We start from the raw sequence: 24,167 nt of genomic DNA, 5'->3' as shown, positions 1-24,167 counted from the left end.
GCTTAAACATAGTCCACTGTTCTGGTTTTTATCAGATCAAGTTGCAGCATCTTTTTCTTTTTATAGCGATAGGCGATCAATAAACCAATAAACCACACTGGTGAAAGCCCCAATGCAATAAGAGTATCGTGGTCTAAAGCAAGGATCACAATTGTAAATATCAAAAATAGCATCGTCAGCCATGCCATGACCAAACCGCCAGGCATTTTAAACTTCGACTGTAAATGTAACTCTGGAAATTTCTTACGATAGCCAATATACGAAAGAATAATCAGCATGAAGGTAAATACACATAGAATTGAGGTCAATGCTGAGATAATCGTAAACGCCGTCATGACATTCGGCACAATAAATAAAATAGAGGTTCCAATGGTGACGCAGGTCATTGAAAAAACTAGACCTCGAATAGGTACTTTTTTCTTCGATAATTTACTAAAACTCTTTGGTGCATCATTATCCAACGCCAAACCATAGAGCATCCGACTAGTCGCAAAGATGCCGCTATTTGCAGAAGATAAGGCAGAAGTTGCAACGACAAAATTAACCAGTCCAGCAGCAATCGGCAAACCAATCAACGTGAACATTTCAACAAATGGACTTTTTTCAGGTGAAATTTTTGCCCAAGATGTGACCGCGATAATGCATATCAATGCGCCAACATAGAACAATAAAATACGTAATGGGATTGAGTTAATCGCTTTAGGCAGAGATTTATGCGGATCTTTAGTTTCAGCGGCGGTAGTTCCGACCAATTCAATTCCAACAAAGGCAAAAATTGCAATTTGGAAACCTGCTAAAAAGCCGGTGATGCCATAAGGAAACATCGACTGAGTTTCAAACACATGGCTCATAGATGCCTTAACACCATTGGGTGAAGTAAAGCCAGTACTGATTAAATAAATACCCGCAAGGATAAACAAAATAATGGCGGAGATCTTAATCAACGAAAACCAAAACTCCAACTCACCAAACATTCGAACAGCAACAAAGTTCAATATGGTCAGAATAGCCAACGAGGTAAATGCAGGTATCCAAACAGGTACGTCAGGATACCAAAACTGCATATATCCCCCAATCACGATGACATCGGCTATTGCAGTAATAATCCAGTTACACCAATAAGACCAACCGAGGAAAAAACCCGCCCAAGGACCGATATAGGCTGTCGCAAAATCGGCAAAGGTCTTAAAGTTGGTATTTGCCAGCAATAGTTCACCCATTGCCCGCATAACAAAGAAAAAGAAAAAACCAATAATTAAATAAGTTAAAACAATTGAAGTACCTGAAATACTTAAGGTCTTTCCAGAGCCCATAAATAGACCTGTACCAATTGCACCGCCAATTGCGATCATTTGAATATGACGATTGGTCAGCGAGCGTTGTAATTTTTCTTCGTCTTGCGAACTTTCCTGCAAATCTTCATCCAGAAGTTGCGTTCCTTTATTCTGACTCATGTCATCCTTACTCCAGTTTGCAGCAACCGTTATAAATGCTTAATAAAAATAAAATATTTTTAAAATGCTTTAATTTAAAAGTTCCATTTTTCTAAAATTATTTTGAAATTAATAGCTTAATCAACACACCTCACTTGTAAATGGTTCGTATTAGATCCCTGTTCTACACACTAAAACCTGTTGTTATTGATCAAAGATATTTTAGCCGCAAGCATCATATCTCATCCCCAAACGAGTTGAAGATGATGCTTTTCATTTTCGCTCAATTATTACCCAATTAACATGAAATATGCTCTATTATCCTAATTTCACTCCATCTGAGAAAGATATGAATATCGAGGATAGTAAAAATTATGCATCGATATAAATAAAAATATGGCTAAAAAATACAGTAAAAGTGTTGTGAATTAACATCTAAATCTGTGAATTTTCTACTTATACATAGCCCATCAACGCTTGTTCTGATTTGCAATATTGATATTGAGCAAACGTACCGATGCACCCTCTTTCACATGTAACTGATGGGCTTGTTCTACACTCAACGTCACTTGGTTTGAGTCTGGCTTGCTATAGGTCAAAATGGCGCGATAATTTTCATAATCATCATTGGCTACAATATAAGGTTCATCACCGAGCATAATGAGATCAGATTGTTCAATATGGACAGTTAACACATGGCTGTCTTTGATGGCTCTTAGATTCTCGATATCTGCCTGCAAGGTTGCACCCGCATCAAAGATATCGACATAGCCCTTATAACGTAACCCTTCTTCAATCAAAAGGTTATACGCGGGTTCTGTATTAGGATGAACTGCTCCAATCACCGCCTTCGCTTCATCAGGCAGCATATCGACATAGAGTGGATGCCGTGGCATGAGTTCCGCTATAAAGGCTTTTTTGCCTGTACCACTTAGATAATCTGCTTTGGTAAATTCCATATCAAAGAATTTATGACCGACCGCATCCCAAAATGGTGAATGGCCATTTTCATCAGAAAAACCCCGCATTTCAGCCACAATGGTTTCTTCAAAATACTGTCTAAACGCTGATAAAAACAAAAACCGAACCTTAGACAAAAACTTGCCATTCTTATTTAAACGATAATCGGGATCTAAAAATAAGGTACATAGCTCACTACAGTTAGTGTGGTTATTACTCAGATATAAGGTCGGCAATGATTTATAAACATTCAAGGGTTCGGAAGAATGAACTTGTGTGCCGATGTGAAAATTGTACCAAGGTTCTTTTAGACCTAAGGCAACCTCGATTCCGCATACACCAACTACTTTATGCAGTGAGGTATCTTCCAGCACAAATAAATAGCCCTGCTCCGACTTATCCAGTTTGCCTTCAACCGTTTTAATCGCCCGATCAATTCGTGCGGCCAGTATTTCCATATCTGGTTGTAAAGAGGTCAAACCAAAGCCTGCTTTTTGTGCCAAGTGGTAAAGATCATGAATATCTTTTTGTTTGATATAACGAATCATCATCATGTCTATTCCCCCTTATTTTCAATCAGAACAAACGAGACACAGGCGCTGATTGTACTCTTGAGTAAGACATCCAATTCATTTTTTCTATGCTGAACCATGCACAATCCCGACATGTGTTATTCCTTAATTCTTAAATTTTTCCCTAGCATCAGCTCATTGATGATCGAGCTGGCTTTATTTATCTAAGCCTTTTTTGTGACTTATTTCATCAAGCTGAAATCTAACTTGAATAATCTAAATTGATTAACAGCTAAGCTGATTACTCTATTATTCAAAAACTAATTGGCACAAAAAATTGAAAATTAAGCAAAAAATGAGCTGTTTTTTAGCATTTTATTGATTGACAGTGACAATATGAAAAAATTAGGAATGGGTCTAAAGTAAAATCAAGTATTCTTCAGTTCAAACCATTCTCGAATCATATCTAAAAATAGTTTCATGCCGATCGAATGAATGCTAATCGATTTATAAACAGCACATGCATGCCATGAAAAAGTAGGATTTTGATAATTTAAGACCGTGACATCCCGCTCCCCTTGTAATGACTGAAATAAATGGCTTGGCCCAGCCGTAATCGCATCACTATGCATGACATAATGAAGCAATAAGTCATAGTCGTTCACAGTTAAACTAATATGAGCTGATCGTCCTGCATGTGTTTGGGCTTTTAGCCATTGCTTTTTTTGCTTAGCAACTCTTGGTAAAGCAAATGGGTAATCAATTAAATGTTCAAACTTAAGATCTTCTATTTCCAACAAAGGATGTCCAGTTCGCACTACAAAAACGGTTGGATCTTGCAGCAATGGAATCGAGATAAACTCATCAGTAAGATCAACATACTCTGTACTTAATATCCCTAGATCTAGAATGCCATTTTCTATTTTCTCAATAATAGTTTTAGGATGATCAACATATAGATGTACTTCAATTTCAGGATATTGCTTTGAAAATAAAGGAATCACATCTTTCATCAATGCATGCATAATGACAGGCCCTGTTCCTATGTGTATTTCACCAACTTGACCACTTGAAAGGAGTTTAATCTCCTTATGTAAGGTATCTAACTGCTGCAAAATTTGAGGGGCTTGTTTTAGAATATGTTCGGTATATAAAGTCGGTTTAACGCCTTTACTGGTTCGCTCAAACAAGGTCACACCCAAGTCATGTTCTAATTTTTTAATACTGTTAGTTAACGATGGCTGGGTCATACAAAGTGCTTCAGCCGCTTGATTGATCGTTCCAATTTCAGTTAACACCATAATTTGCTGTAGATGTCTTGGCTTAATCATTTCTCATCCCTGAATATTTTATTGTGATTCATAAACATACTAAAAAAACATTTCCATTCGCCTTTGCCTAAAAATATACCTTAATTTTATTATTTTAGATGCTATTAGGTATATCTAAAAGCTATAACTTCCATACAAAAAATCCATTACACAATATAAGTCAAACTTCCTATGCTGCTTCTAGATTAAGCACCTTTAATCCGTTCTGTTTCGATTCAGAAATTAAAGTCATATGAGCAAGGATATAAAATGAAACACACTTTAATTCCGCTACTGATCAGCAGCGTCGTGATTTCCACCCCGTTTGCAACACAAGCACAAGAAACCATAGCCCAAGCAGCTCCTCAAACACTTGAGGCTATTCCAGGACCACGCTCCTGTTTTTGGGCTCGTGGTCCTGTCAGTGCTGATCCATATATCAATATCGCCTACCCAGACGCCAATGTTTATTATTGGGCAGGTACTTTCACCATCCCTCAAGGAGCAAGTCTTAAACTTAAAGGTGAATTTCCACGTTCACGTTATATGTCTTTTATTAGTTATGACGAAGCTGGGAAACCAGTTGAGTCCGTTGCAGACTATTTAATCAAGCCAAATAATAACTCTGGCAATCCCTTCGTTTATGGGCAACAACGGAGTCCATCACAACGTGAGTACAGCTTAAACGTATCTACCACCCCTGTGACAGCACAGCGCAAGGTTGGACAGCTCGGTCAAGCCCAGAGTGTTAACCAGCTATATGCTCCAGCCTATGGAAAACAACAACAAACCGTTTTATATCGAATCTACTTACCTGATCACGGACAAAGCGTCACAGGAGGTGTAAGTTTACCAACACCTCAATTAACGCTTGCAGATGGTCGTGTATTAGAGGGTGATCAAGCCTGCGCACAACTCAAAGCCAATCAGCCATTACAACTGACTTCTGCTGCAGTCAGTATTCCTTCCAATGAATATCGCCAGTTGATCCATCAGGCAGGAAAGCCAGATACATGGCCAGCACAGAATCCAGCACAATGGTTTATTCAACTTGATCGAGAAAGCCTTTTAGGGATCTTTACGGGCAAGATCAATGAACAAGCAAGACGCTCTGAAGGTGGCTTTTATCCAAATTTAGATAATCAATACATTAGAACAGTTGTGAATAGAAAATATGGCAAGGTCTTTGTCCTGCGTGGAAAAGCACCTACTGTTTCTAAGACCTTCAACAATAAAGGGCTTTTGACGCAGGGCGATTTGCGTTATTGGTCAATCTGTTCAAACCAAGGTTTTGCCAATACACGCGTCAATGATTGCTTATTTGATGAAGAAATTCCGGTTGATCAAAATGGTTATTACACTGTTGTCGTAAGTCGAGTCGCTGACCGTCCGCGTAATGCCAAACCAGAATGTGGTATCGGTTGGTTACCTATGGCAGAAGATGGAGACGGTGCTGCTGACCCAGATATGACTATTGTCCAGATCAGACACATGCTTGCATCAAGCAGTTTTAAACACACCATTGCCAATGTCGAACAGCAAAAAGATTTAGCTTCGGTGATGGGAGAATACCTGCCAAAAACCAACTACCTAATGCCAAATCAAGTCGAAATTTTTAATCCCTGCTTTAAATAATCAATAAAACCAATCCATACAACACCCAAGAACATAATAAAAACTTGTGTGTTGTATGCCCCAAAAGGAATTTGGAGGCTCCAATGTATTCACGCATCAAACATCACACCTTATCAGCTTTAGTCACAACACCATTTATCATCAGTACTGGGTACAGTGCAGGCCTTGATCGCTCTGGACAATCCATTACTGATTTTTTTCAAAATGGAACCTATGCATCCCTCTCTTATAATTATTCTATGCCAGATGTGAGTGGGCAGGATAAAGGACTGAGTAGCCAAGGCAATCCCAATGAAATTCCTAATATTAGTGCCAATAATAGTGCTTTACGTGGCAGCATAAAAACAGATTTAAATGAAAAAATAAGTCTAGGACTCATTTATGATCAACCTTTCAATATTAACCTTCAACATCGTGGGCACAGCGACTTTGTTTCTCAATTTGAAAATAAACCCGCTGAAGGTACTCAAGCCAAACTAGACAGCCATAATTTGACAGGGCTTATCGGTTTGAATATCAATAGAAATTTAAGTGTTTACGCAGGTCCTGCCTTAGAAGAAATTGAAGGTAACATCAAACTGCGTGGACAAATTTATAAAGGTAGCGCCAATTACAATGCCGAACTGCACTCTGATTATGCAATGGGTTGGGTAACAGGATTCAGCCTGAAAAAACCCGAAATTGGGCTAAAAGCAGCACTGACTTATCGCTCCGAAATAAAACATCAGACACGCACCACAGAGCAGTTTTCAGTATTAAGTAATGATCTTTACACGCTGCCTGTTACATTTACTTCACCCGAATCAGTAAATTTTGATTTTCAAACAGGCTTAAGTAAACAAACCTTACTCAGCGCCAATATTCGTTGGGTACCATGGAAAGACTTTGAGTTTAAACCCGCCAAATTGGCAGAGCGAACTGCTCCAGCCAGTCCAGATAAAACAGGACTTTCTCTGCTCAGTTATGAAGAAGATCAATGGTCAGCACAAATTGGAATCGCGCAGAAACTTACTGATAAATTTTCAGTCTCAACGTCTATCATTTGGGATTCAGGTCTTGGTGATCCTGCTAATGCGCTTGGGCCAGTCAATGGTTACTGGGGAGGCGGGCTCGGCTTCCAATATAATTTTCTACCGAACTGGGCAGTTTCACTGGGCGGAAGATACTTATGGCTAGGCGACGCTCAAGCAAAACGTCAGAATGGTGATTTAGTTGGAAGCTTTAGCGATAATCACAGTACGCTTCTAAGTTTAAAATTGGCATACCAAAAGAAATAGACCATAAAAAAGCCCTTGTTTTCACAAGGGCTTTTTTATTTATTTGGCAGAGGATCAAGGACTCGAACCTTGACGAACGGTTTTGGAGACCGTCATGCTACCATTACACCAATCCTCTAAACTGCACGATTAAATCATATTTGACTCAATCATAAGAAAGTAAGAAATGCTTACCTTCTTAAATATGGTGGGGGCGAAGAGACTCGAACTCTTACACCTTGCGGCGCTGGAACCTAAATCCAGTGCGTCTACCAATTTCGCCACGCCCCCGATGGGTGTGTATATTAGAGATAAACGTTTCTACTGACAAGCCCTTTTTATAAAAAAACTATGTTTATGAAAGCTAATGCTTTTTTAATATACAGATAGAAACAGCAGACACAAAAAAAGGAACTTTATATAAAGTTCCTTTGAATTTGGCAGAGGATCAAGGACTCGAACCTTGACGAACGGTTTTGGAGACCGTCATGCTACCATTACACCAATCCTCTATAACCACATGATTAAACTCTATTTCGTTTAATCATAAAAAAAGCAAGATACTCTTGCTTCTTAAATATGGTGGGGGCGAAGAGACTCGAACTCTTACACCTTGCGGCGCTGGAACCTAAATCCAGTGCGTCTACCAATTTCGCCACGCCCCCGATGGGTATGCATATTAGTGAGAAACATACTCTCTGACAAGTCTTTCTATTAAAAAAACCATTCAAATGAACAGATAATATTCAAATCACACATTTATGTTTACTTTTACAACATATTAAGTTGTTTTAAGAAATCTTTTGCCACTAAAACTGAATTAAAGCGTTGTTTAATATGCTTTTGCGTGAGGCCATTAAGTAAAGGAAAAAAGCATTGCAATGTAGATGGAAGTTGAATGTGTAGTTGCTGGCAATGTAATACTGCCCAATCGTGATAAGTACTCACTTTTAATCGAGATTGAGTGAGCCATTCATACACAATAATCCCCAAGGCATACAAATCACTTTGAATGCTTTTCCCTGCCCCCTGAAAAAGCTCTGGTGCCATATAATGTGGTGTTGCATCTAAAGTATGAATCGGATGCCCTATCCGAAAAGATTGCTCAAAATCAATCAGCCGACATGAGTTTTCATAGAAACGAAAATGTTCTGCTTTCAAATCACCATGCACCCACCCGAATTGGTGCAATGCATCCAGCGCATCTAAGGCCAAAAATATCTTTTGTTTGATCTGCTCAATATTTTCAAAAATAGGAGCTTCAGCAAAAAAATCATGCGAATCAACCGTGATCATCCCTATGCCATCCTCATCTAATCCATTGATAAGATGACGTAATGGAATCATTTGGAATGGTAATAAAAACGCTTGTTCATGCTGCTGACAGTGCTGATAAAAAGCTAACTCTCGTTGGAAAGCCTGTGCCAAAACAGGCTGATCGTTGGTGTTATGGAATTTCAGCCAGTAGCGCTGCTGATCAACTTGAAAGGTGTAGACACGCCGCCCAAAGGCATAACTTTGCGCTTTGGTCACTAAGTTAAGATCGTTAAGTTGAATCTTCGGATTAGAGATCCACGTAGTAAAACTCATTCTGCTGCTTTTCTTCCTGCTTCCGCAACGATATTAGACAATGCTCAATGGTTTTTCCAATTCGTGCATGTATTTCAATAGAAGCAATTTTCGGCCATGTGGCACGCTCACCTTCTTGCTGCAAGATTTTAAACAGTTTTGGGCGTGGATTTTTCAGCATATAGCTATAATGTCGGAGTCCATATTTGGCAATAATATTGACGTCACCATAATAACGTTGCCCCAAAATGCCATAGCCATGATCCAATACACGACGAATCGGGAAGAAACTGCCCATATGACTGCGTGTTAAATCCATGACTTCCATTGCAATAGCTTTGCCTTGACGGCGCACAATCCGTTCAGGCCAACTGAGTACATCTCTACGAAAACGTTCGGTGTCACTTTGCATAAACGGCACAATATGCGGATTGACCTGACTGGCAATGGTGTAATTAATATTATATAAACGAGCCATCTTTTCCTGCGGAAAATCACTGCGCATACTGCCATCCACCCACTTGGTATTGGCGAGATATGGCGTATGTTGCCCATCATATCGCTTACTGGTCAGATGCACAGGTGGAAATAACACAGGCACCGCACAAGAAGCCAATACTGCACTCCACACCAATACATTCGGTGCGGTCAGTGCATTCATAATACGTGGATTTTGGGCTGTGTTATAGGGTGCAATCACGATATTAATATGACGTTTAGATTGTTTATAGGCCTCGGCAAACGTGACATCGCCCAAGTTCTGCATCAGAAATTTTTTCAAATACATCACATCGGCAATACCACCATTCGCCCGCAATAATTCCGTTACTTTCCTAAATTTAAAGGCATCACTAAAAAAATGTTCCCCTTGCAGCAATTCATGAACTTGATCTGGCGTAGAAACACCTAACATGCCTGTCATGATTGCCCCTGCACTTGAACCCGATAAAACTTGAGGCATCAGATCTTGTTCTATTAATGCCTTACACACCCCTGTATGAAATAAACCTAGCGTCGCACCTCCAGAAAACATCACAGCGGGTTGACCATAGGCCTTTTGACATTCTTCAAAAAACTGAATTTTTTCTTTTAGTTGAAAGGTAATACATTCACTCGAAGCCAAGTAACGTAGGCAATCACTCATTTCCTCAACATAGTTTTCAATGATTTTTTTAGTACCAATATAGGTCTGTGCAAACAACATCGGATGCCCAATGTTGGCAAAGTCATAAGACAGGCCTTCTCTTAACACATAGATCAGATCTAAAGTCCGATGCTGCATACGATATTTTTTTAATAAGTTATAGCGTTTAGATAAAATTTCCGCATCATAATAAGGCGATTCATTGTCATATTTCCATGCTTCATGACCTGATTCTTCATCCAGTTTAAGTGCAATTTCTTTCCATTCGGCATAAGAACTGGCATGTCGTAAGCGTTCTTGCAACACATCAACTCTATGTGTCTGATATGTATTCTTTTTCTCTTGAACTCTATTGAACATTCGCGATCCTGATTTTCAGCTTATTTTTTATATTCTTGCACCTATACAATGCAAAAAGCAGCCACAACAATCAAGGGTAAAATCGATTTATTTCGATATTTCTGATGATATTTTCTTTATTTCGGTAATAGCAGTGATAGTATCCCTATTCATCATTGAGTTTGGTTTATATGTATGGCTATCCTTGATTTACCCGAATCTATTCTTCAATCGCTATCAAGTGTTTTAACACAGCTTCAGCAAGTTCTCCCTGCACCAAAGCAACCCACTGACTTTTCAGCAATCGCATTCCGTTGGGAAAATCAGCAGCTGGTCGCCATACAACAACCTAAGAAAATGCATTTGGAAGACTTAAAAGGCATTGAGCGCCAAAAAGACAAGATCATTCAAAATACCCTACAGTTCCTGAATGGCCTACCTGCCAATGATGTCTTACTGACAGGTTCTCGTGGTACTGGAAAATCATCGATTGTACGTGCGCTTCTCACCGAGTATTCAACTCAGGGTTTACGCTTGATTGAAATTGAGCGTGATGATTTATCTGATTTACCCAAAATTCAAAAGCTGATTGAACATCGTCCTGAAAAATTTATCGTTTATTGCGATGATCTGGCTTTCAATGCCGAAGATGAAAATTATCGTAGTTTAAAAAGCGTCTTAGATGGTTCACTGCAATCAGGCTCAAGCAATTTTATTATCTATGCAACCAGTAACCGTCGTCATTTACTGCCTGAGTTTATGCACGAAAACACACCGGTACGTAAGGTTGATGTACCGCAATATACAGAACTCCATCCACAGGAAGCCATCGAGGAAAAAATTTCGCTCTCGGATCGTTTTGGAATGTGGCTCTCCTTCTATCCAATGGATCAACAGTTGTATTTACAAATTGTAGAGCACTACATTGTGAAAGCTGGCTTGGAATATAACGATCTGGTTCGTGGTGAAAGTTTGAAATGGTGCCAAGCTCGTGGTCAGCGTTCTGGACGTGCAGCCTATCAGTTCTCAAAGCACTGGATTGGCTCACAAAATCTAGAAAAATTGTCGAACAAAGCCTCTGCGTAAATGTCCTGAAAAGCCGTAGCTTTGTCCTTATTTCCGCTTAGCATTGGCAATTGTTTCTCATAATCTAGCTGTCACAGCATGGATTGAGTTTAGGAAACAAGATGAAGAAACAATTGCCACCGACATCCCTGACCAGCAAAATTTTGGGTAAAAGCCTGTTATTGGCACAAGGTACGCTTGATAAAGCGGTAAAATATTCAACAACACCCTTTTCAGAACCAGACATCATTCGCCCACGCACTGATGGGATTTTTTATACCTGGACACATTATGGGATCTTCTTTCCTCTGCTGCCTGAGCCTCATCGTTATTTAAATATTATGATTTTATTGGGTACACCAGGGGCACTTGCATTTGACCATGATGATATTACCTTAGGTGACCCAAGAAAGACTGCAACGTTTTTCTCTAGTACTGCTGCGGTAGATGAGCATCTACTCAAAGCTTATATCATTCCAGAACAGACCAATATTCAAGACAATGGGACAACTATTGAGCTCGGTGAAGAAGTTTCGATCCAAGGAACTCTACCGAATATTCATCTCAAAGGTGCCTACCATGGACTCAGCTTTGAATTTGATTTAGATGTCACCAATCAAATCTCATGGTTTATCAAAACCCCGATTTATGATCATTTTAGTTTATTGGCAAACTTCAAAGGTCAGCTTGAGTATCAAGGTAAAATCACGCCTGCCGAAGGCTTATGTACCTATGAATATGCCCGCGCTACAGGTGCACACGGAGTCGTGAAAAAGCTACTCCCTGAACCGTATAAATTACCACTCGATTTCTTTACCTATCAAATTATCAATTTGACGGATAGCACCCAATTATTACTCACTAAAGCTGATATTTTGGGTCAACCAGCAGCCTATACATTGCATGTTCGACATACCGACATGCCTGCTGAAGTCTATACCAATGTCGAATTCAAGGTGATTGCACATCAAGTCGATGACTATGTTTCACCAAGTGGTAAGAAAATGCGCTTACCGCAATTGTTCTCTTGGTCCGTCAAGGATGATGCTGATCAGAAAGTTTTAGATATTACCGCAGAAATTGATAGTCCATTCCGTTATGGTCATGGCATTGGCTATGCCAGTGCTTATACCTTCACAGGTGAATATTTAAATACCCCTGTTCAAGGCCGTGGTTATATCGAATATGTGGATGTAGAAGATCAGAATGCATTTAAGGATTAAATAAACTGAACACGTTGATGAGTCTTTGCTAAAACGTCAAAGGCTCATCATTTCCCTTTGCAATCTAGTTGCTCTGAGGGTTCAAAGTATCAATCAATTGGTTAATTGAATCCTTGATCTCGGCTGCCACCTTTGCATCATAACCTTCGACCAAGAATCGGCTAATGAGCCCTTCAATCAGCGTATACGTCACTTCAACCAACATCTCTGTTTTTGAATAAGATTGCAAATATTCCGTAATCAAGTTTCTAATCCAAACTTTATGTTCTTTAGACACAGAGATGATGTCTTGATCACCCAAATGCGACTCAGCCACAGCTCTGACGAATAAACATCCTTTAAAGTTATCTTCTTGAAACCATAATAAGTGCCAATCGATCAACCTGTTCAATGCCTCTCGCCCTGTTGCCTCCGCCACATAATCCAATAGACGCTGCCTAAACTTTTCATCACGTGCTTCTAAGACTGACTTCACCAATTGATTTTTGTTTTTGAAATAGGTGTACATCGTGGTTTTTGAACAGCCAGATTCATCTCGAATAAGGTCGACCCCGACACCAACAAAACTATTTCCATAAAATAATTTTTCTGCGGTATGCAAAATTTTATCAGCAGACTTCGACATAAAGATTTACTCATTTAAAATAGTACAGATCTGTACTATTTATAATTTTAGTTCTATTATCGCCATAAAGCAACCCAGTCGTGAGATCACCATGTTATCTTTATTCAACGGTAGAGAACATCTTGCTCCCTTACCCCAATCCATTGATATTATAAGAAGTTTAATTGGCGGCACCTTAAGCATCTTGATCTTAATCCTGCTCAGTAAATTCACCCACAATCTATTTATCATGGCTCCTTTTGGCGCAACCTGTGTCATCTTATATGCCGTATCGCAATCGCCTTTGGCTCAACCTCGCAATGTAATTTTGGGACATTTTGTCTCAGCATTTATTGGCTTACTGTTTCTTAAAGTTTTTGGTACATCAGCTTTGAGCATTGCGCTTTCTGTCGGTTGTGCCATCGCAGCCATGCAACTTCTGCGTTGTGTTCATCCACCTGCTGGCGCAAATCCATTGGTGATCTTGCTAACAGCCAATACCATTCAATACCAATGGAGTTTCTTATTTTTCCCCGTGTTATTAGGCTCTATTGCACTCGTCATGGTGGCATGGTTGGTCAATAACCTTAAATCCGAGAAGAAATGGCCTGTGTATGGATTGGCTTTTATCCACAGTAAGAAAAATATTGAATAATCCATCTATCGATTAAAGCGTAATGTCAGCGTTTTAATCGATGCCATCCTGTTCATCTAAATTCAATGAAATTCCAATTTCCCCTTGCAAATAATTTACTTTTCAATAAAATTAGGTAGATCGGTATACATAAATAATTTTTTACTATGAACACTAAATCAGCAAAACAAAAAATCTTGGATGCAGCTTCTACATTGTTTTATAACGATGGCATTAGCAATACAGGCATCAATAGCATTACAGAGAAAGCCAATGTGGCAAAAATGTCGCTGTACAATAATTTTGCCACCAAATCAGATCTGATCACCTGCTACATCGAAGCTCGCCATCAAGAATGGCTGGATTTATATGAAAAGAGAAAAGCTCAAATCCAAACCCCGATTGACGGTATTTTGGCGGTTTTTGATGCTTATCAGGATCACGCAGAATTTGCTTATGAAAAAGGCTTTCGTGGTTGTGGCCTACTCAATGCAGCCGCAGAATTCCCTGCACATAGTCCTGAACGTTTGGCGGTTAAACAGCATAAAGATGAAATTGAAGCGATTTTAGCGGGTCATTTACAGCAGCTCAGCACCAACCCACAACGAGTCAAAGAACTGGCACTACTGATTTCATTTATCTTGGAGGGTTCGATTGCCCGTGCCGGTTTAGAAAGTTCAAGTGACAAAGTATTTGCTGCAAAACAAATAGTTCAGAGCCTATTAGCGCAAGAGGTTTCAAAGTGAGTAGCACCTCTTTTCGCCTCAGTGCTCATTCTGGTTTTATTGCCGTCCTCATTGCCTCTATTTTATGGGGAACGACAGGCACAGCCGCTTCTTATGCTCCAAATCTAAGTCCCTTAGCGATTGGCGCAATTGCAATGGGCGGCGGTGGTTTATTACAAGCTTTATTGGCCCATAAAAATATCCGCAGTCATTTACCTCAAATTCGCTCTTACTATCCATTATTGTTGATTGGCATGGTCTCGGTTGCGATTTATCCACTGGCTTTCTATTCGTCGATGCGTATGGCAGGGATTACCATTGGTACAGTAGTTTCAATCGGATCAGCCCCTTTATTTACGGCAATACTGGAGAAGTTCTTTGATAAAAAAGCACTGTCTGGCAAGTGGTTTATCAGCTTTATCTTTGGCGTCGCTGGTGTCTTGCTGCTCTCTCTAGGAGAGTCACACTCCCAAGCATCTGCACAAACGATTGCGGCAGACCAAAAAAGCATTGGCATTATTCTTGGACTGATCGCAGCCCTAACCTATTCGTTATATTCTTGGGCTGCAAAAAAGATGATTGATCGTGGTGTCGACTCAAAAGCATCTATGGGATTAATTTTTGGTTTTGGTGCTTTAATCTTACTACCGACATTATTTTTTACGGGTTCAAACCTGTTTGATGAACCTGTGAATTTGTATGTTGTGGGCTATATGATGCTGATCCCGATGTTTCTCGGTTATCTGTTATTTGGCTATGCTTTAAAGACCATTTCAGCCAGTACCGCGACCACACTGACCTTGTTTGAACCACTGGTTGCCGCTTTGTTTGCAGTATTATTAGTCGGTGAACAACTCGCCCCGATTGGTTGGATTGGAATGGCTTTGATTTTTGTTTGTCTGGCAGTATTGTCAAAAGCAGATCGTTCAAAACAAATCAGCTAAAAGATGTTCTAGACCATTAAAATAAAAAGTAGGAATATTGTACATACCAAGTTAAATGCAATCACTTTCCCGTTAAAGAACAATGCTGCTTTTGCTGATTCTTTAACGGGTTGCTCGCCATCCTTTGCTATCGCAGACAGTACCATGCCAATAAGATTACAAACAGTCGAGACCAACAGTACCAAAAAAAAGAATAAATGAATTGGGGGCATTTCACAGATTCGATCCGTTGTACATGGAATACTGAGAACATAGATTGAAAAGCCTGTAGCCGCAATAATAAGCAGAATACTTAACCATGCACAGCCATTGGCTGCTTTAACCACCCACATGATTCACTCCTTTTTATTTATATATTATTAAAAAAATACAATATAATTATTTGATAATTAAAATATTAATTATAAAAGATGCAGAGCAATAGATTTCCTCTGCATCCATTTCAAGATTTAAAGATCAATACTCTCTGGCTAATTTTTCCAATGTGGTGAGCATTTTTCTCACTACACTTCTTTTATGATGCAACATATTCTTAATGTTGCTTGGATTGAAACCTGTCAATTTTGCGACACCACGACTGGTCATGTATTCACCAGTTTTCGCAAAGTGTTTTTCACTTAACTCAGTTTTCGCATTTGAAAATCGAACTGCCAGCTTATAATCACTAAACTCAGACCATGCACCTGTCTTATATTCGTCTGCATCAAAGCTACTCTTCTGCTGAGTAGGTTTTTCTCGAAGAATATTGCTCAAGCGATTAATGACAATTTTTTCTTCACTTTTTTCAATTATTTGATAAAGTTCAGTTTCTTCAAAAGGACGCCCTAAAGCGATATCTTTTCTATATTGTTCAACGACTTTTTCTTTTGACTCGACCTTTTTCTCACCTTGTTGAGTGAGGCAGAGAATCTTAAATAAAGACTCTAATCGGCCACATGTAAAAATATAAGAAATTTTCAACTTTTGTACTCCACAATGAGTTTTAGCTCATCAAAAATAAATAATTTATCCAATACTCTAATACGATAGCGTCGACTTTAACTCTTTGCCATGTACATAAATCAAGAATTTGATTTTTAAATATAAGAATGGTCTAAATTGATCCATAATCTAAGGATCAATTTAGAAGAATGCGTTGCATTTAGGTTGGTTGTAACTCAGTCATTGGCCATCTTGGTGTTGTCGTCACCGCCAAACCATCATGTTGCCCTGCTTTTAAACGTTGATATCCAGCAAAGGCAATCATGGCGCCATTGTCTGTGCACAATGCGGGCTCGGCATAATAAACATGTGCCTTGATCTTTGCCAGTGAAGTTTCTAATTGTTCACGCAAACGCAGATTTGCACTGACACCGCCAGCAATCACCAAACGTTTTAAACCCGTTTGTTTTAAAGCTTTCACTGATTTTTTAGCGAGTGTATCTACAACTGCCTCTTGGAAAGATGCAGCCACATCCGCATCACGATTTTCTTCACCTAACTTTTTCAGTTGTACTGAAACTGCAGTTTTAAGACCACTAAAAGAAAAATCCAAACCTTGATGCAATATTGGTCTTGGGAATTCAAATGCTTTTGCATCACCTTGCAAGGCTAACTTCGCAATATTTGGACCGCCCGGATAAGGCAGCTTCATCATTTTTGCGACTTTATCAAAGGCTTCACCCGCTGCATCGTCAATCGATTCACCAAGCAATTCATATTGACCGATGCCATAGGCCGCCATTAATTGAGTATGCCCACCTGAAACCAATAAAGCCACAAACGGAAATTCCGGTGGAGTTTCCGAAAGTAATGGTGCAAGCATATGACCTTCCATATGATGCACACCAATCGCAGGTTTATTAAATGCAAATGCCAAACTGCGGCCAAATAAAGCACCTGTCATTAGTGCGCCCATCAGTCCAGGACCACGAGTATAGGCAACTGCATCAATTTCTTGTTTTTTGACACCACTTTGCTCAAGCAGTTGATTAATCAAAGGAATCATCTTGCGAACATGGTCACGTGAAGCCAATTCAGGAACGACGCCACCATATTCGGCATGCAATTTAATCTGGCTATATAGAACCTGTCCACGTAAGCCGAGCTCGCTATCATAGAGTGCTAACCCAGTTTCATCACACGAAGTTTCTAAGCCCAAAACAATCATTAAACTGCCTTTACAACGATCAAAAGTAATATCTGAGCTATTATAGACTTGTGATCTGAGTTGTAAATGAGTAAAATACTGACCTTCACTTGCGATCTAGTGCAATAGTGCGTTAGATCTTATCCATCATCTTAGAGGATTTTACATGCCACAAGTTAAGTTGAAAGAAGGCGAACCAGTAGACGTAGCTATCCGTCGTTTCAAACGTTCATGCGAAAAAGCGGGTGTTTTAGCTGACGTTCGTAAGCGCGAATTCTATGAGAAACCAACTCAAGAACGTAAGCGCAAAAAAGCTGCTGCAGTTAAGCGTTATCAAAAGAAATTGACTCGCGAATCTGTACGTACTACTCGCCTTTACTAATTAATTTGTGATTGACTGCTGAAGAGACTATGAATACTTTAAAAAACCAAATTACTGACGTGTTAAAAAATTCAATGCGTGCCAAAGATATGGCAACAGTAACGGTTATTCGTGGTGTACAAGCAGCAATTAAGCAAATCGAAGTCGATGAGCGCATTGAGCTTGACGATGCTCAGGTTCTTGCGGTCATTGAAAAGCAAATTAAACAACGTAAAGAATCGATCAAGGCCTTTTCTGGCGCTGGTCGAGATGATTTAGCTAGTAAGGAACAAGCCGAAGTTGAGGTTATTTCTCAATTTCTACCAGCAGCTATGACTGAGGAAGAACTTGATTCCATCATTGAGCAAACGATTGCTGCTCAAGAAGCTACTAGCATGAAAGATATGGGTAAGGTGATGAATTCTCTACGTCCGATCATAGCCGGGCGTGCCGATCCTGCACAAGTATCTGCTAAAATTAAAGCAAAATTAAGCTAAGCCAAAATTTTAATGCTTACTTTTGTGTTAGTTCCAAACACTTTTTTGTCTTACTAGATCTATTTATATTTACTTACAGATCAGCAAATTTAAGTAGACTGATAAATAAGATCTGAAGAATATGCGTATATTTCGCCTTCTTCTACGCTGTCCATACTATAATACAAAATTAAATTTCCCAATTCTGAAGATACGACTCCACTCGCTTTTTCTATATGACATTCACCTAAAGCTACATATATTCTGACAGTACTATATCCAAGTAGACAATTATTTTGGTAAACAATCGCTTCAATCTTAAAATCTATTTCATCTATACAACTCTTATTTGTGACTTTTTCGCCCACATCATCATAATTTAAAACGATAGTTTTCGCTTTTGATTCTTTTAAGAAACCCACCAAGTGGCCTCTTACATCTTTAAATACAATTTCTTCTGTAAAAATATTTTCAAGCTGTTCTGATATCACCATATTATTTAAAATCACACTGAACATTATATTTCGCAAGCATTTGCATTTCTTTTGATTCAACCACCTGCTTGATTAAATCCTGCTTGCTCATGTTGGCATATTGCGTTGGTAATGATGAACGATTTTGTTCAATCGCATCAGACATATCCTGAATATAACGCTGATTAATCTGACAGTACTTTGCTTGCTGCTCAGGCGTAAATTGTGACGTTTGTGGATTCAGACTCCGTAAAAAGCTGCGGATATCCTGTGCATATACACCACGAATTTTATCCACTGAGTTTGCATATTGCTCAATCGATGCTGCTGAGCTGATCCCCACACTGCTGATCGCAAAAATAAAAACTAAAATTTTCTTCATAAATGTTCTAACTTCTCAGCAATTGCTTACGCACGTCATCTTATCTTAATTCAATAAATTTTGGTTTATGCTCCAGAAAAAATTCTTCCTTCGGTGCGGGTATATTACCTTCTGTCACAGTGCCTAGGCGTAAACGAATTACATCAGGCAAATCCTTTCGATAAGAATAGAGCGGACTGGCACAATTTTGACAAAATACACGCGCCTTGTTAACTGTATGAAAATATTCTTTCAGTTGCTCTTGCCCAGAAATTAACTCAAATTTGCTTTGCTCAATCGGGCTGTTCCACCCTGCAATTGAACCTTGTGCCTGTTGGCAATGACTGCAATAACATAAAATGCTGTTTTCAATTTCTGCATGATATTGATACTGCACAGCACCACACAAACATTGCCCTTTGATCATAACAATTTTCCCCTCAGTTTTATAAATATAAGTCGTCTTTAAGTTTTATGGTTTGATATAAGTTAAATAAGGCTCTGCTTTAGTTCAAGTATTTCACCAGCAAGCCCATCATAATCTTTGAACGCTGTATGAATGAATCCCTGACTTGTTAAAATTTTACGTGATGCGATATTGTTAGGGTCAATAATCGCAAATATCCGATGAATTGAATTTTGCTTTTTGGCATCACTCAGTAGCTGTTGACTAACTTTACGAGCTATACCTTTTCCCCAATAACTTGGTAAAAGCATATACCCCAACTCAACCTCATTGTCATTCAAGTTTTTGATTTCCAATTTCGCTAAGCCTATATATTCATTAGTATTCACATCTAATATTTTAAAATGACCAAATTTCGGATGTAATCGATTATTGACGATAAGCAACTGAAAATCTTTCATCGCCTCTTCTTCAGGAATCGCTCTTTCTGTAATCATCGCCATAACTTTTTCATTTCCAACCAGTTGGTAATAAAGCTTAAAGTCATGCCTATGAAATTTTTCTAGTTTGATTTCCATATCGTTATTACTCTTTCTAAACTGAATACGTCTCAGTAAATATCAACTAAGGAAGTCGATTACAGTCGCATACGGCGTTCATCTTGCATCTGTTTTAAACGCGCATCAATCTTGGCTGACATGGCTAAATTCCCTTTCGCCAACCGTTGTGCGTGTAACATCGATTTAATTGCATTTTCTTCGTAACCCGACCAATACTCTGCCTCTGCACGATAACCCAATACATTGACTGCTTGTAATGGTGAACTCTTATCTAAATTGGTGGCTTGTTGCAGTAATTGCCAGCCTTCTATATCACGCTGGTTTTTGTGGATAAAGCGTTGTACCAAAGTTTGTGCCTGTGCAACTTGCCCTTGGCGAATCAAAACTTCCGCCAACTTATAGGACAAGGCTCTATTCTCCGGCATGGTCTTTTGAATCGGATTAATTGTGGCATAGGCCTGATCTAACTTATTTTGGCCCAAATAAATATCAGTTTGGATCAAAGGAATCAGCACATGATTCTTGAGTTTCGGCTTTACTAAATCCAAATTGGCCTGTGCTTGTGCGTAGTCACCTTGTTCAAGATAGAACTTGCTCAATGCCAATTGTGCAGCTGTATTTTTTTGATTTGCCATTGACTGTAATTGAAGTTCAGTGGCCTGACTTGAAACCACTAAGGTATAGAGTTTTAAAATTTCAAAATCGAGATCGTAAATTTTTGACTTCACTTTCGGTAATTGATTAGCACGTAAACGTGCTTCGCTCATCCGCTCAGTGGTTAAAGGATGGGTAAACCAGAAGTCTGGTAAAAAGCTAACACGACTGGTGGCACGATGCATGGTTTCAAAATAATCTGCCATACTCTGTGGGTTATAACCTGCAGCATACATAAACTGCATCCCGATACGATCCGCTTCACGTTCCTGATTACGACTATAACTCAACTGCTTATCCATCAATGCCGCTTGGGTCCCCATCATTACCGCTGCACCCGCATTGCCATCGGCTTGAGATGCAATGGCAGCCCCAACAAGAATCCCCGCCAATGCAAGCAAACCTTGCCCCTTAAATGCTTCTTGAGAGCGGCTATAGTGTCGCTGTGCAACGTGTGCAATCTCATGCGCCATAACCCCAGCAATCTCATCCAGATTTTTAGCTGAAGTAATCAAACCTGTATTCAATGCAAATAAACCACCAGGAACGGCAAAGGCATTAATTTGAGGATCTTTAATAATCACCAAGCCAATCGGTTGACCAAGTTGAGTCTGACTTAAAATACCTGAAAAGACCTGCAAGAACTGATCCTCCAACCATGCATCTTGCACCGTTGGCATTTGACGATGTACTTCACGATAGACTTTTTCGCCAATAAATTTTTCTTTTTGTTGATCGAGTAAACCTATACCGCTGCCAATTTCAGGCACTTCTGTTTGCCCAGCACTATGCGCAGGCAAAAAAACCTCAGTGTGACTCAGTTGAGTTGTGGCGAAAAGGCCACAGGCGAGCAGGAACGATCTCAAGTGGTTTCTCTATGATTTTAATAAAGAAATTTAATATAGCATTGAAAAAAGGAGAAATTTGCAACAAAGTGTTATAAAAGGCAGGAAAATCCCGCCTTACTTTATGATTTTTGAAATCGACTGAATTACTCTGCCGCGACGTAACGCTGATCTACACTAAATTTCTCTGGGAATTTCGCATTGATCGTGGCATAAAAAGACATGATCTCGGTCATATCCTTTTCATAATCCCCTGTAGGATAAACAATTTTTCCTACACCTGTTTTTTTCTTGGCATAGTCCATATACGCAAGTGCAATCGGTACACCCGCTGTTATTGCCAAATGATAAAAACCAGTTTTCCATTGCTCTTGTTTAGCACGCGTTCCTTCTGGAGTCACTAGCATGACTAACTTAGGGTGCGTCTTAAATAAATCACTCATCAGCTGAACCATACTTGGACGTTCTTGACCTTCATGCTTGGCACGACGATCAATACCGATCCCCCCCATTGCACGCACAAAAGGACCAAATGGCAATTTCATATAACTGTCTTTGATGGTCAGGCGCACATTAACACCCAAGGCTTTCAATGCTAAACGGGCATATAAAGCATCCCAATTGCTGGTATGCGGGGCCGCAATCATGACGCATTGGTCAATATTTAAATCCCAATGATTGTCAATTTCCCAGCCCATTAAACCCAAACTTTGTTCAGCTAATTTCTCGAACACCAGACACCCCAAGACGAAGTCACAAAGGGCGCAAGTGTACCAATATTAATCAATTTAAAAAGATGAGGCCGCACAATAATGCAGCAATCAAATGATCAGCATTGTAAGCAATTATTCAAACTTCGGATTCACTAAATAGCGAGGTGTACGATCTTCTAATGCATCAATCAAATTCTGATAGGCAAGGTTGACCATCTTCTGACGTGTTTCAGCAGTTGCCGAACCGATATGTGGTGCAGTCACGGCATTTGCTAGCTCAAATAATGGAGAACTTTGTAGTGGTTCCTTGGCATACACATCCAAACCTGCGGCAAAGATTTTATTTTGCTGTAATGCTTCAATCAATGCATGTTCATCCACCACCGAACCGCGAGCAATATTCACAAACACTGCATGTTTCTGCATTAAATCAAACTGTTCTGCACCAATCAGTGCTTTAGACTCAGTATTCAAATCAACGGCCACTACAATGAAATCAGATTGCTGCAATAACTGATCTAAATCACGATACTGTGCATTGAAGGCCTGAGCCACCTCAATCTTTTCACGGCGATTATGGTACAAAACATTCATATTGAAACCATAAAAACCACGACGGGCAATCGCGGCTCCAATATTACCTAAGCCAATAATACCAAGGGTTTTGCCGAAAACATCTACCCCAAATTGTTCCGTCGCAACGGTACGCTTCCACTGCCCTTGCTTAGTCCAAGCATCTAATTGTGGAATCTTACGTGCGGCACTCAGTAACAAGCTAAAGGCTAGATCGGCTGTGGTTTCCGTTAAAACGTGTGGCGTATTGGCAAGCCAAATTTTCTTTTGATTGAGATAGGCGACATCATAATTATCATAGCCAACCGACACGGTCGAAATAATTTTAAGTTTTTGTGCAGGTGCTAAGTTGCTTTCATTGAGTAAACGCCCTGCACCTATCATGGCATCGGCATCAACGACTTCGGCCCGAATCTGTTCATTGATATCACCAAGCTTAGGATTGAGCACCACCACCTGATAATCTTGCTGTAACTGCGCTATCACGTCCTGATCTATTTGGCTGAATACAACGACTTTCTTCATGATTCGATTTCCGTTCTTTATTGCATGAGCTGCCACAATCGTCTTTTCAAGACAGGTTGAGCCAGCATTTCTTCTAAACTCGCTAAATGTAATATATTAGAATGCTGAATAAAGTCCAGTTGACCTAAGCATAATATCTTTCTGCCGCTTGCAGTAGCATCCAGAAAGCCTTGAATATAGGATGGTAGTCCTCTGCTCTCTTGAAATGCAGCCAAGGGAAATGGCCATTTCAACTCTGCGTATTGACCCAATCGTGCCTTTTGAATATTTTGCCAGAGCTGCCTTTGTGCATCGCTGAGCTGACTGCTTTCCAACAAAATGGCACAGTTTTCTAAAACATACATTTGCAGTTCAAATGCCTGAATCTGCGTTGTAATAACAATCTGTTCTTTTTCAACAACAGCTTCTTTTACAACAGGCTTGGCAATAATTTCTGTAGGCTGAGGAATTTCTTTTTCAGTGATCGCTAATGTTGGTCGCGATGCAACTTGAATTTCTTTTGGCGTTGGTACGACATCTAATATCGGTGTCAACGGTTGCGAAGCTTCTTCAACAATTTGATCTCGCCATAGGTTCGGTGCAGTATTTTTTTGACATACCACTTCTCTAGGAATCCAAACATCTATTCCTAAAGTTGCCAATATGTTTCTTTGCTGCCCGATCATGCTACCTACTCGTTGTCTTGACTCACAGTGATTTACAACACTGTAACCTTGCATAGTCTAGCATAAACCAAGTC

Annotated in this window: 26 protein-coding genes and 4 tRNA genes; 9 read left to right on the top strand and 21 right to left on the bottom strand. The window is 39.6% G+C overall.

Translation table 11 applies throughout. The annotated features are described in order from the left end of the window. Positions 1 to 2: 2 nt before the first annotated feature. From F902_RS08295 to F902_RS08285, 3 genes are all read right to left on the bottom strand, one after another. Positions 3 to 1,454 (bottom strand): amino acid permease, encoded by a 1,452-nt coding sequence (locus F902_RS08295; RefSeq protein ID WP_005202604.1) that lies wholly within the window; start codon positions 1,452 to 1,454, stop codon positions 3 to 5. A gap of 449 nt (positions 1,455 to 1,903) precedes the next feature. Further along, a complete protein-coding gene (gene astA / locus F902_RS08290) occupies positions 1,904 to 2,947 on the bottom strand; it encodes an arginine N-succinyltransferase (protein WP_005202603.1) in 1,044 nt (347 codons plus the stop codon). Between the two features lie 386 nt (positions 2,948 to 3,333). Beyond that, positions 3,334 to 4,236 (bottom strand): LysR family transcriptional regulator, encoded by a 903-nt coding sequence (locus F902_RS08285; RefSeq protein WP_005202602.1) that lies wholly within the window; start codon positions 4,234 to 4,236, stop codon positions 3,334 to 3,336. Positions 4,237 to 4,485: 249 nt separating this feature from the next. Between F902_RS08285 and F902_RS08280 the strand changes: the two genes are divergently transcribed. Together F902_RS08280 and F902_RS08275 are read left to right on the top strand one after the other, a co-directional pair. Then, complete coding sequence (locus tag F902_RS08280) at positions 4,486 to 5,850, top strand: hypothetical protein (protein ID WP_005202601.1); 1,365 nt, start codon at positions 4,486 to 4,488, stop codon at positions 5,848 to 5,850. Between the two features lie 83 nt (positions 5,851 to 5,933). Continuing rightward, positions 5,934 to 7,127 carry an OmpP1/FadL family transporter gene (locus tag F902_RS08275; protein WP_005202597.1) on the top strand — a complete coding sequence of 398 codons (1,194 nt, stop codon included), beginning with the start codon at positions 5,934 to 5,936 and terminating at the stop codon, positions 7,125 to 7,127. A 44-nt stretch (positions 7,128 to 7,171) separates the two neighbouring features. Here F902_RS08275 and F902_RS08270 read toward each other — a convergent pair. From F902_RS08270 to F902_RS08245, 6 genes are all read right to left on the bottom strand, one after another. Continuing rightward, positions 7,172 to 7,245 (bottom strand) — tRNA-Trp (locus F902_RS08270). 67 nt (positions 7,246 to 7,312) lie between these two features. Next, positions 7,313 to 7,397 (bottom strand) — tRNA-Leu (locus tag F902_RS08265). A 147-nt stretch (positions 7,398 to 7,544) separates the two neighbouring features. After that, positions 7,545 to 7,618: transfer RNA gene (locus tag F902_RS08260), tRNA-Trp, on the bottom strand. Positions 7,619 to 7,686: 68 nt separating this feature from the next. Beyond that, positions 7,687 to 7,771, bottom strand: a tRNA-Leu gene (locus F902_RS08255). Between the two features lie 106 nt (positions 7,772 to 7,877). Then, a complete protein-coding gene (locus tag F902_RS08250; RefSeq protein WP_005202596.1) occupies positions 7,878 to 8,696 on the bottom strand; it encodes a protein kinase domain-containing protein in 819 nt (272 codons plus the stop codon). Then, on the bottom strand, positions 8,671 to 10,179 hold the full coding sequence (locus F902_RS08245; RefSeq protein ID WP_005202595.1) for a DUF3336 domain-containing protein: 1,509 nt from the start codon (positions 10,177 to 10,179) through the stop codon (positions 8,671 to 8,673). Before F902_RS08245 ends, F902_RS08250 begins: the two co-directional genes overlap by 26 nt. A gap of 174 nt (positions 10,180 to 10,353) precedes the next feature. On the opposite strand from F902_RS08245, the gene F902_RS08240 reads away from it, so the two are divergent. Next, positions 10,354 to 11,244 (top strand): ATP-binding protein, encoded by an 891-nt coding sequence (locus F902_RS08240; protein ID WP_005183333.1) that lies wholly within the window; start codon positions 10,354 to 10,356, stop codon positions 11,242 to 11,244. Positions 11,245 to 11,345: 101 nt separating this feature from the next. Continuing rightward, the gene (locus F902_RS08235) at positions 11,346 to 12,446 is read left to right on the top strand and encodes a DUF6670 family protein (protein WP_005202594.1); all 1,101 of its coding nucleotides are present in this window, start codon (positions 11,346 to 11,348) and stop codon (positions 12,444 to 12,446) included. A gap of 64 nt (positions 12,447 to 12,510) precedes the next feature. Here F902_RS08235 and F902_RS08230 read toward each other — a convergent pair whose 3' ends face one another. Next, entirely contained in the window at positions 12,511 to 13,071 is a 561-nt protein-coding gene (locus F902_RS08230; RefSeq protein WP_005202593.1) for a TetR/AcrR family transcriptional regulator, read from the bottom strand. 91 nt (positions 13,072 to 13,162) lie between these two features. On the opposite strand from F902_RS08230, the gene F902_RS08225 reads away from it, so the two are divergent. The 3 genes from F902_RS08225 to F902_RS08215 all read left to right on the top strand — a co-directional run bounded on the left by F902_RS08225 (position 13,163) and on the right by F902_RS08215 (position 15,353). After that, positions 13,163 to 13,705, top strand: a complete 543-nt coding sequence (locus F902_RS08225; RefSeq protein WP_005183342.1) for an HPP family protein — start codon at positions 13,163 to 13,165, stop codon at positions 13,703 to 13,705. A gap of 146 nt (positions 13,706 to 13,851) precedes the next feature. Next, positions 13,852 to 14,430, top strand: a complete 579-nt coding sequence (locus F902_RS08220) for a TetR/AcrR family transcriptional regulator (RefSeq protein WP_005202592.1) — start codon at positions 13,852 to 13,854, stop codon at positions 14,428 to 14,430. Next, a complete protein-coding gene (locus F902_RS08215; protein WP_005202591.1) occupies positions 14,427 to 15,353 on the top strand; it encodes a DMT family transporter in 927 nt (308 codons plus the stop codon). Before F902_RS08220 ends, F902_RS08215 begins: the two co-directional genes overlap by 4 nt. Before the next feature lie 8 nt (positions 15,354 to 15,361). On the opposite strand, the gene F902_RS08210 is transcribed toward F902_RS08215, so the two are convergent. From F902_RS08210 to tsaD, 3 genes are all read right to left on the bottom strand, one after another. Beyond that, complete coding sequence (locus F902_RS08210; protein ID WP_005202590.1) at positions 15,362 to 15,685, bottom strand: hypothetical protein; 324 nt, start codon at positions 15,683 to 15,685, stop codon at positions 15,362 to 15,364. A 124-nt stretch (positions 15,686 to 15,809) separates the two neighbouring features. After that, a complete protein-coding gene (locus F902_RS08205; RefSeq protein ID WP_005202589.1) occupies positions 15,810 to 16,313 on the bottom strand; it encodes a hypothetical protein in 504 nt (167 codons plus the stop codon). 181 nt (positions 16,314 to 16,494) lie between these two features. After that, entirely contained in the window at positions 16,495 to 17,502 is a 1,008-nt protein-coding gene (gene tsaD / locus F902_RS08200) for a tRNA (adenosine(37)-N6)-threonylcarbamoyltransferase complex transferase subunit TsaD (RefSeq protein ID WP_005202586.1), read from the bottom strand. A gap of 145 nt (positions 17,503 to 17,647) precedes the next feature. On the opposite strand from tsaD, the gene rpsU reads away from it, so the two are divergent. Beyond that, entirely contained in the window at positions 17,648 to 17,863 is a 216-nt protein-coding gene (gene rpsU / locus F902_RS08195; protein ID WP_004652785.1) for a 30S ribosomal protein S21, read from the top strand. Between the two features lie 29 nt (positions 17,864 to 17,892). Continuing rightward, positions 17,893 to 18,339 carry a GatB/YqeY domain-containing protein gene (locus F902_RS08190; RefSeq protein ID WP_004808327.1) on the top strand — a complete coding sequence of 149 codons (447 nt, stop codon included), beginning with the start codon at positions 17,893 to 17,895 and terminating at the stop codon, positions 18,337 to 18,339. Between the two features lie 89 nt (positions 18,340 to 18,428). Here the strand turns inward: F902_RS08190 and F902_RS08185 are convergent, their stop codons facing one another. The 8 genes from F902_RS08185 to F902_RS08150 all read right to left on the bottom strand — a co-directional run bounded on the left by F902_RS08185 (position 18,429) and on the right by F902_RS08150 (position 24,093). Then, the gene (locus tag F902_RS08185; RefSeq protein ID WP_005202585.1) at positions 18,429 to 18,836 is read right to left on the bottom strand and encodes a hypothetical protein; all 408 of its coding nucleotides are present in this window, start codon (positions 18,834 to 18,836) and stop codon (positions 18,429 to 18,431) included. Then, the gene (locus tag F902_RS08180; RefSeq protein ID WP_005202584.1) at positions 18,814 to 19,173 is read right to left on the bottom strand and encodes a hypothetical protein; all 360 of its coding nucleotides are present in this window, start codon (positions 19,171 to 19,173) and stop codon (positions 18,814 to 18,816) included. Before F902_RS08180 ends, F902_RS08185 begins: the two co-directional genes overlap by 23 nt. A 40-nt stretch (positions 19,174 to 19,213) precedes the next feature. Next, complete coding sequence (locus F902_RS08175) at positions 19,214 to 19,579, bottom strand: GFA family protein (protein ID WP_005202582.1); 366 nt, start codon at positions 19,577 to 19,579, stop codon at positions 19,214 to 19,216. A gap of 62 nt (positions 19,580 to 19,641) precedes the next feature. Further along, complete coding sequence (locus F902_RS08170; RefSeq protein WP_005202581.1) at positions 19,642 to 20,136, bottom strand: GNAT family N-acetyltransferase; 495 nt, start codon at positions 20,134 to 20,136, stop codon at positions 19,642 to 19,644. 59 nt (positions 20,137 to 20,195) lie between these two features. Further along, positions 20,196 to 21,593 (bottom strand): M48 family metalloprotease, encoded by a 1,398-nt coding sequence (locus F902_RS08165; RefSeq protein ID WP_374755509.1) that lies wholly within the window; start codon positions 21,591 to 21,593, stop codon positions 20,196 to 20,198. A 170-nt stretch (positions 21,594 to 21,763) separates the two neighbouring features. After that, the gene (locus F902_RS08160; protein ID WP_005202579.1) at positions 21,764 to 22,351 is read right to left on the bottom strand and encodes a 1-acyl-sn-glycerol-3-phosphate acyltransferase; all 588 of its coding nucleotides are present in this window, start codon (positions 22,349 to 22,351) and stop codon (positions 21,764 to 21,766) included. 111 nt (positions 22,352 to 22,462) lie between these two features. Further along, positions 22,463 to 23,428: a 2-hydroxyacid dehydrogenase gene (locus F902_RS08155; RefSeq protein ID WP_005202578.1), complete on the bottom strand. Its 966-nt coding sequence runs from the start codon at positions 23,426 to 23,428 to the stop codon at positions 22,463 to 22,465. A 17-nt stretch (positions 23,429 to 23,445) separates the two neighbouring features. After that, the gene (locus F902_RS08150; RefSeq protein WP_005202575.1) at positions 23,446 to 24,093 is read right to left on the bottom strand and encodes a hypothetical protein; all 648 of its coding nucleotides are present in this window, start codon (positions 24,091 to 24,093) and stop codon (positions 23,446 to 23,448) included. Positions 24,094 to 24,167 lie beyond the last annotated feature (74 nt).

Source organism: Acinetobacter higginsii (assembly GCF_000369525.1).
Classification (GTDB): Bacteria; Pseudomonadota; Gammaproteobacteria; order Pseudomonadales; family Moraxellaceae; genus Acinetobacter; species Acinetobacter higginsii.
Note: the sequence above shows the minus strand (reverse complement) of the source record. Positions and strands in the feature narration are given on the sequence as shown.

Coding starts and splice junctions, on each gene's coding strand:
- F902_RS08240 (WP_005183333.1), top strand. CDS start 10,354: ATGGCTATCCTTGATTTACCCGAATCTATTCTTCAATCGCTATCAAGT.
- F902_RS08280 (WP_005202601.1), top strand. CDS start 4,486: ATGAAACACACTTTAATTCCGCTACTGATCAGCAGCGTCGTGATTTCC.
- F902_RS08225 (WP_005183342.1), top strand. CDS start 13,163: ATGTTATCTTTATTCAACGGTAGAGAACATCTTGCTCCCTTACCCCAA.
- F902_RS08185 (WP_005202585.1), bottom strand. CDS start 18,836: ATGTTCAGTGTGATTTTAAATAATATGGTGATATCAGAACAGCTTGAA.
- F902_RS08220 (WP_005202592.1), top strand. CDS start 13,852: ATGAACACTAAATCAGCAAAACAAAAAATCTTGGATGCAGCTTCTACA.
- F902_RS08170 (WP_005202581.1), bottom strand. CDS start 20,136: ATGGAAATCAAACTAGAAAAATTTCATAGGCATGACTTTAAGCTTTAT.
- F902_RS08180 (WP_005202584.1), bottom strand. CDS start 19,173: ATGAAGAAAATTTTAGTTTTTATTTTTGCGATCAGCAGTGTGGGGATC.
- F902_RS08295 (WP_005202604.1), bottom strand. CDS start 1,454: ATGAGTCAGAATAAAGGAACGCAACTTCTGGATGAAGATTTGCAGGAA.
- F902_RS08245 (WP_005202595.1), bottom strand. CDS start 10,179: ATGTTCAATAGAGTTCAAGAGAAAAAGAATACATATCAGACACATAGA.
- F902_RS08285 (WP_005202602.1), bottom strand. CDS start 4,236: ATGATTAAGCCAAGACATCTACAGCAAATTATGGTGTTAACTGAAATT.
- F902_RS08275 (WP_005202597.1), top strand. CDS start 5,934: ATGTATTCACGCATCAAACATCACACCTTATCAGCTTTAGTCACAACA.
- F902_RS08150 (WP_005202575.1), bottom strand. CDS start 24,093: ATGATCGGGCAGCAAAGAAACATATTGGCAACTTTAGGAATAGATGTT.
- tsaD (WP_005202586.1), bottom strand. CDS start 17,502: ATGATTGTTTTGGGCTTAGAAACTTCGTGTGATGAAACTGGGTTAGCA.
- astA (WP_005202603.1), bottom strand. CDS start 2,947: ATGATGATGATTCGTTATATCAAACAAAAAGATATTCATGATCTTTAC.
- F902_RS08235 (WP_005202594.1), top strand. CDS start 11,346: ATGAAGAAACAATTGCCACCGACATCCCTGACCAGCAAAATTTTGGGT.
- F902_RS08190 (WP_004808327.1), top strand. CDS start 17,893: ATGAATACTTTAAAAAACCAAATTACTGACGTGTTAAAAAATTCAATG.
- F902_RS08175 (WP_005202582.1), bottom strand. CDS start 19,579: ATGATCAAAGGGCAATGTTTGTGTGGTGCTGTGCAGTATCAATATCAT.
- F902_RS08210 (WP_005202590.1), bottom strand. CDS start 15,685: ATGTGGGTGGTTAAAGCAGCCAATGGCTGTGCATGGTTAAGTATTCTG.
- rpsU (WP_004652785.1), top strand. CDS start 17,648: ATGCCACAAGTTAAGTTGAAAGAAGGCGAACCAGTAGACGTAGCTATC.
- F902_RS08155 (WP_005202578.1), bottom strand. CDS start 23,428: ATGAAGAAAGTCGTTGTATTCAGCCAAATAGATCAGGACGTGATAGCG.
- F902_RS08230 (WP_005202593.1), bottom strand. CDS start 13,071: ATGTCGAAGTCTGCTGATAAAATTTTGCATACCGCAGAAAAATTATTT.
- F902_RS08250 (WP_005202596.1), bottom strand. CDS start 8,696: ATGAGTTTTACTACGTGGATCTCTAATCCGAAGATTCAACTTAACGAT.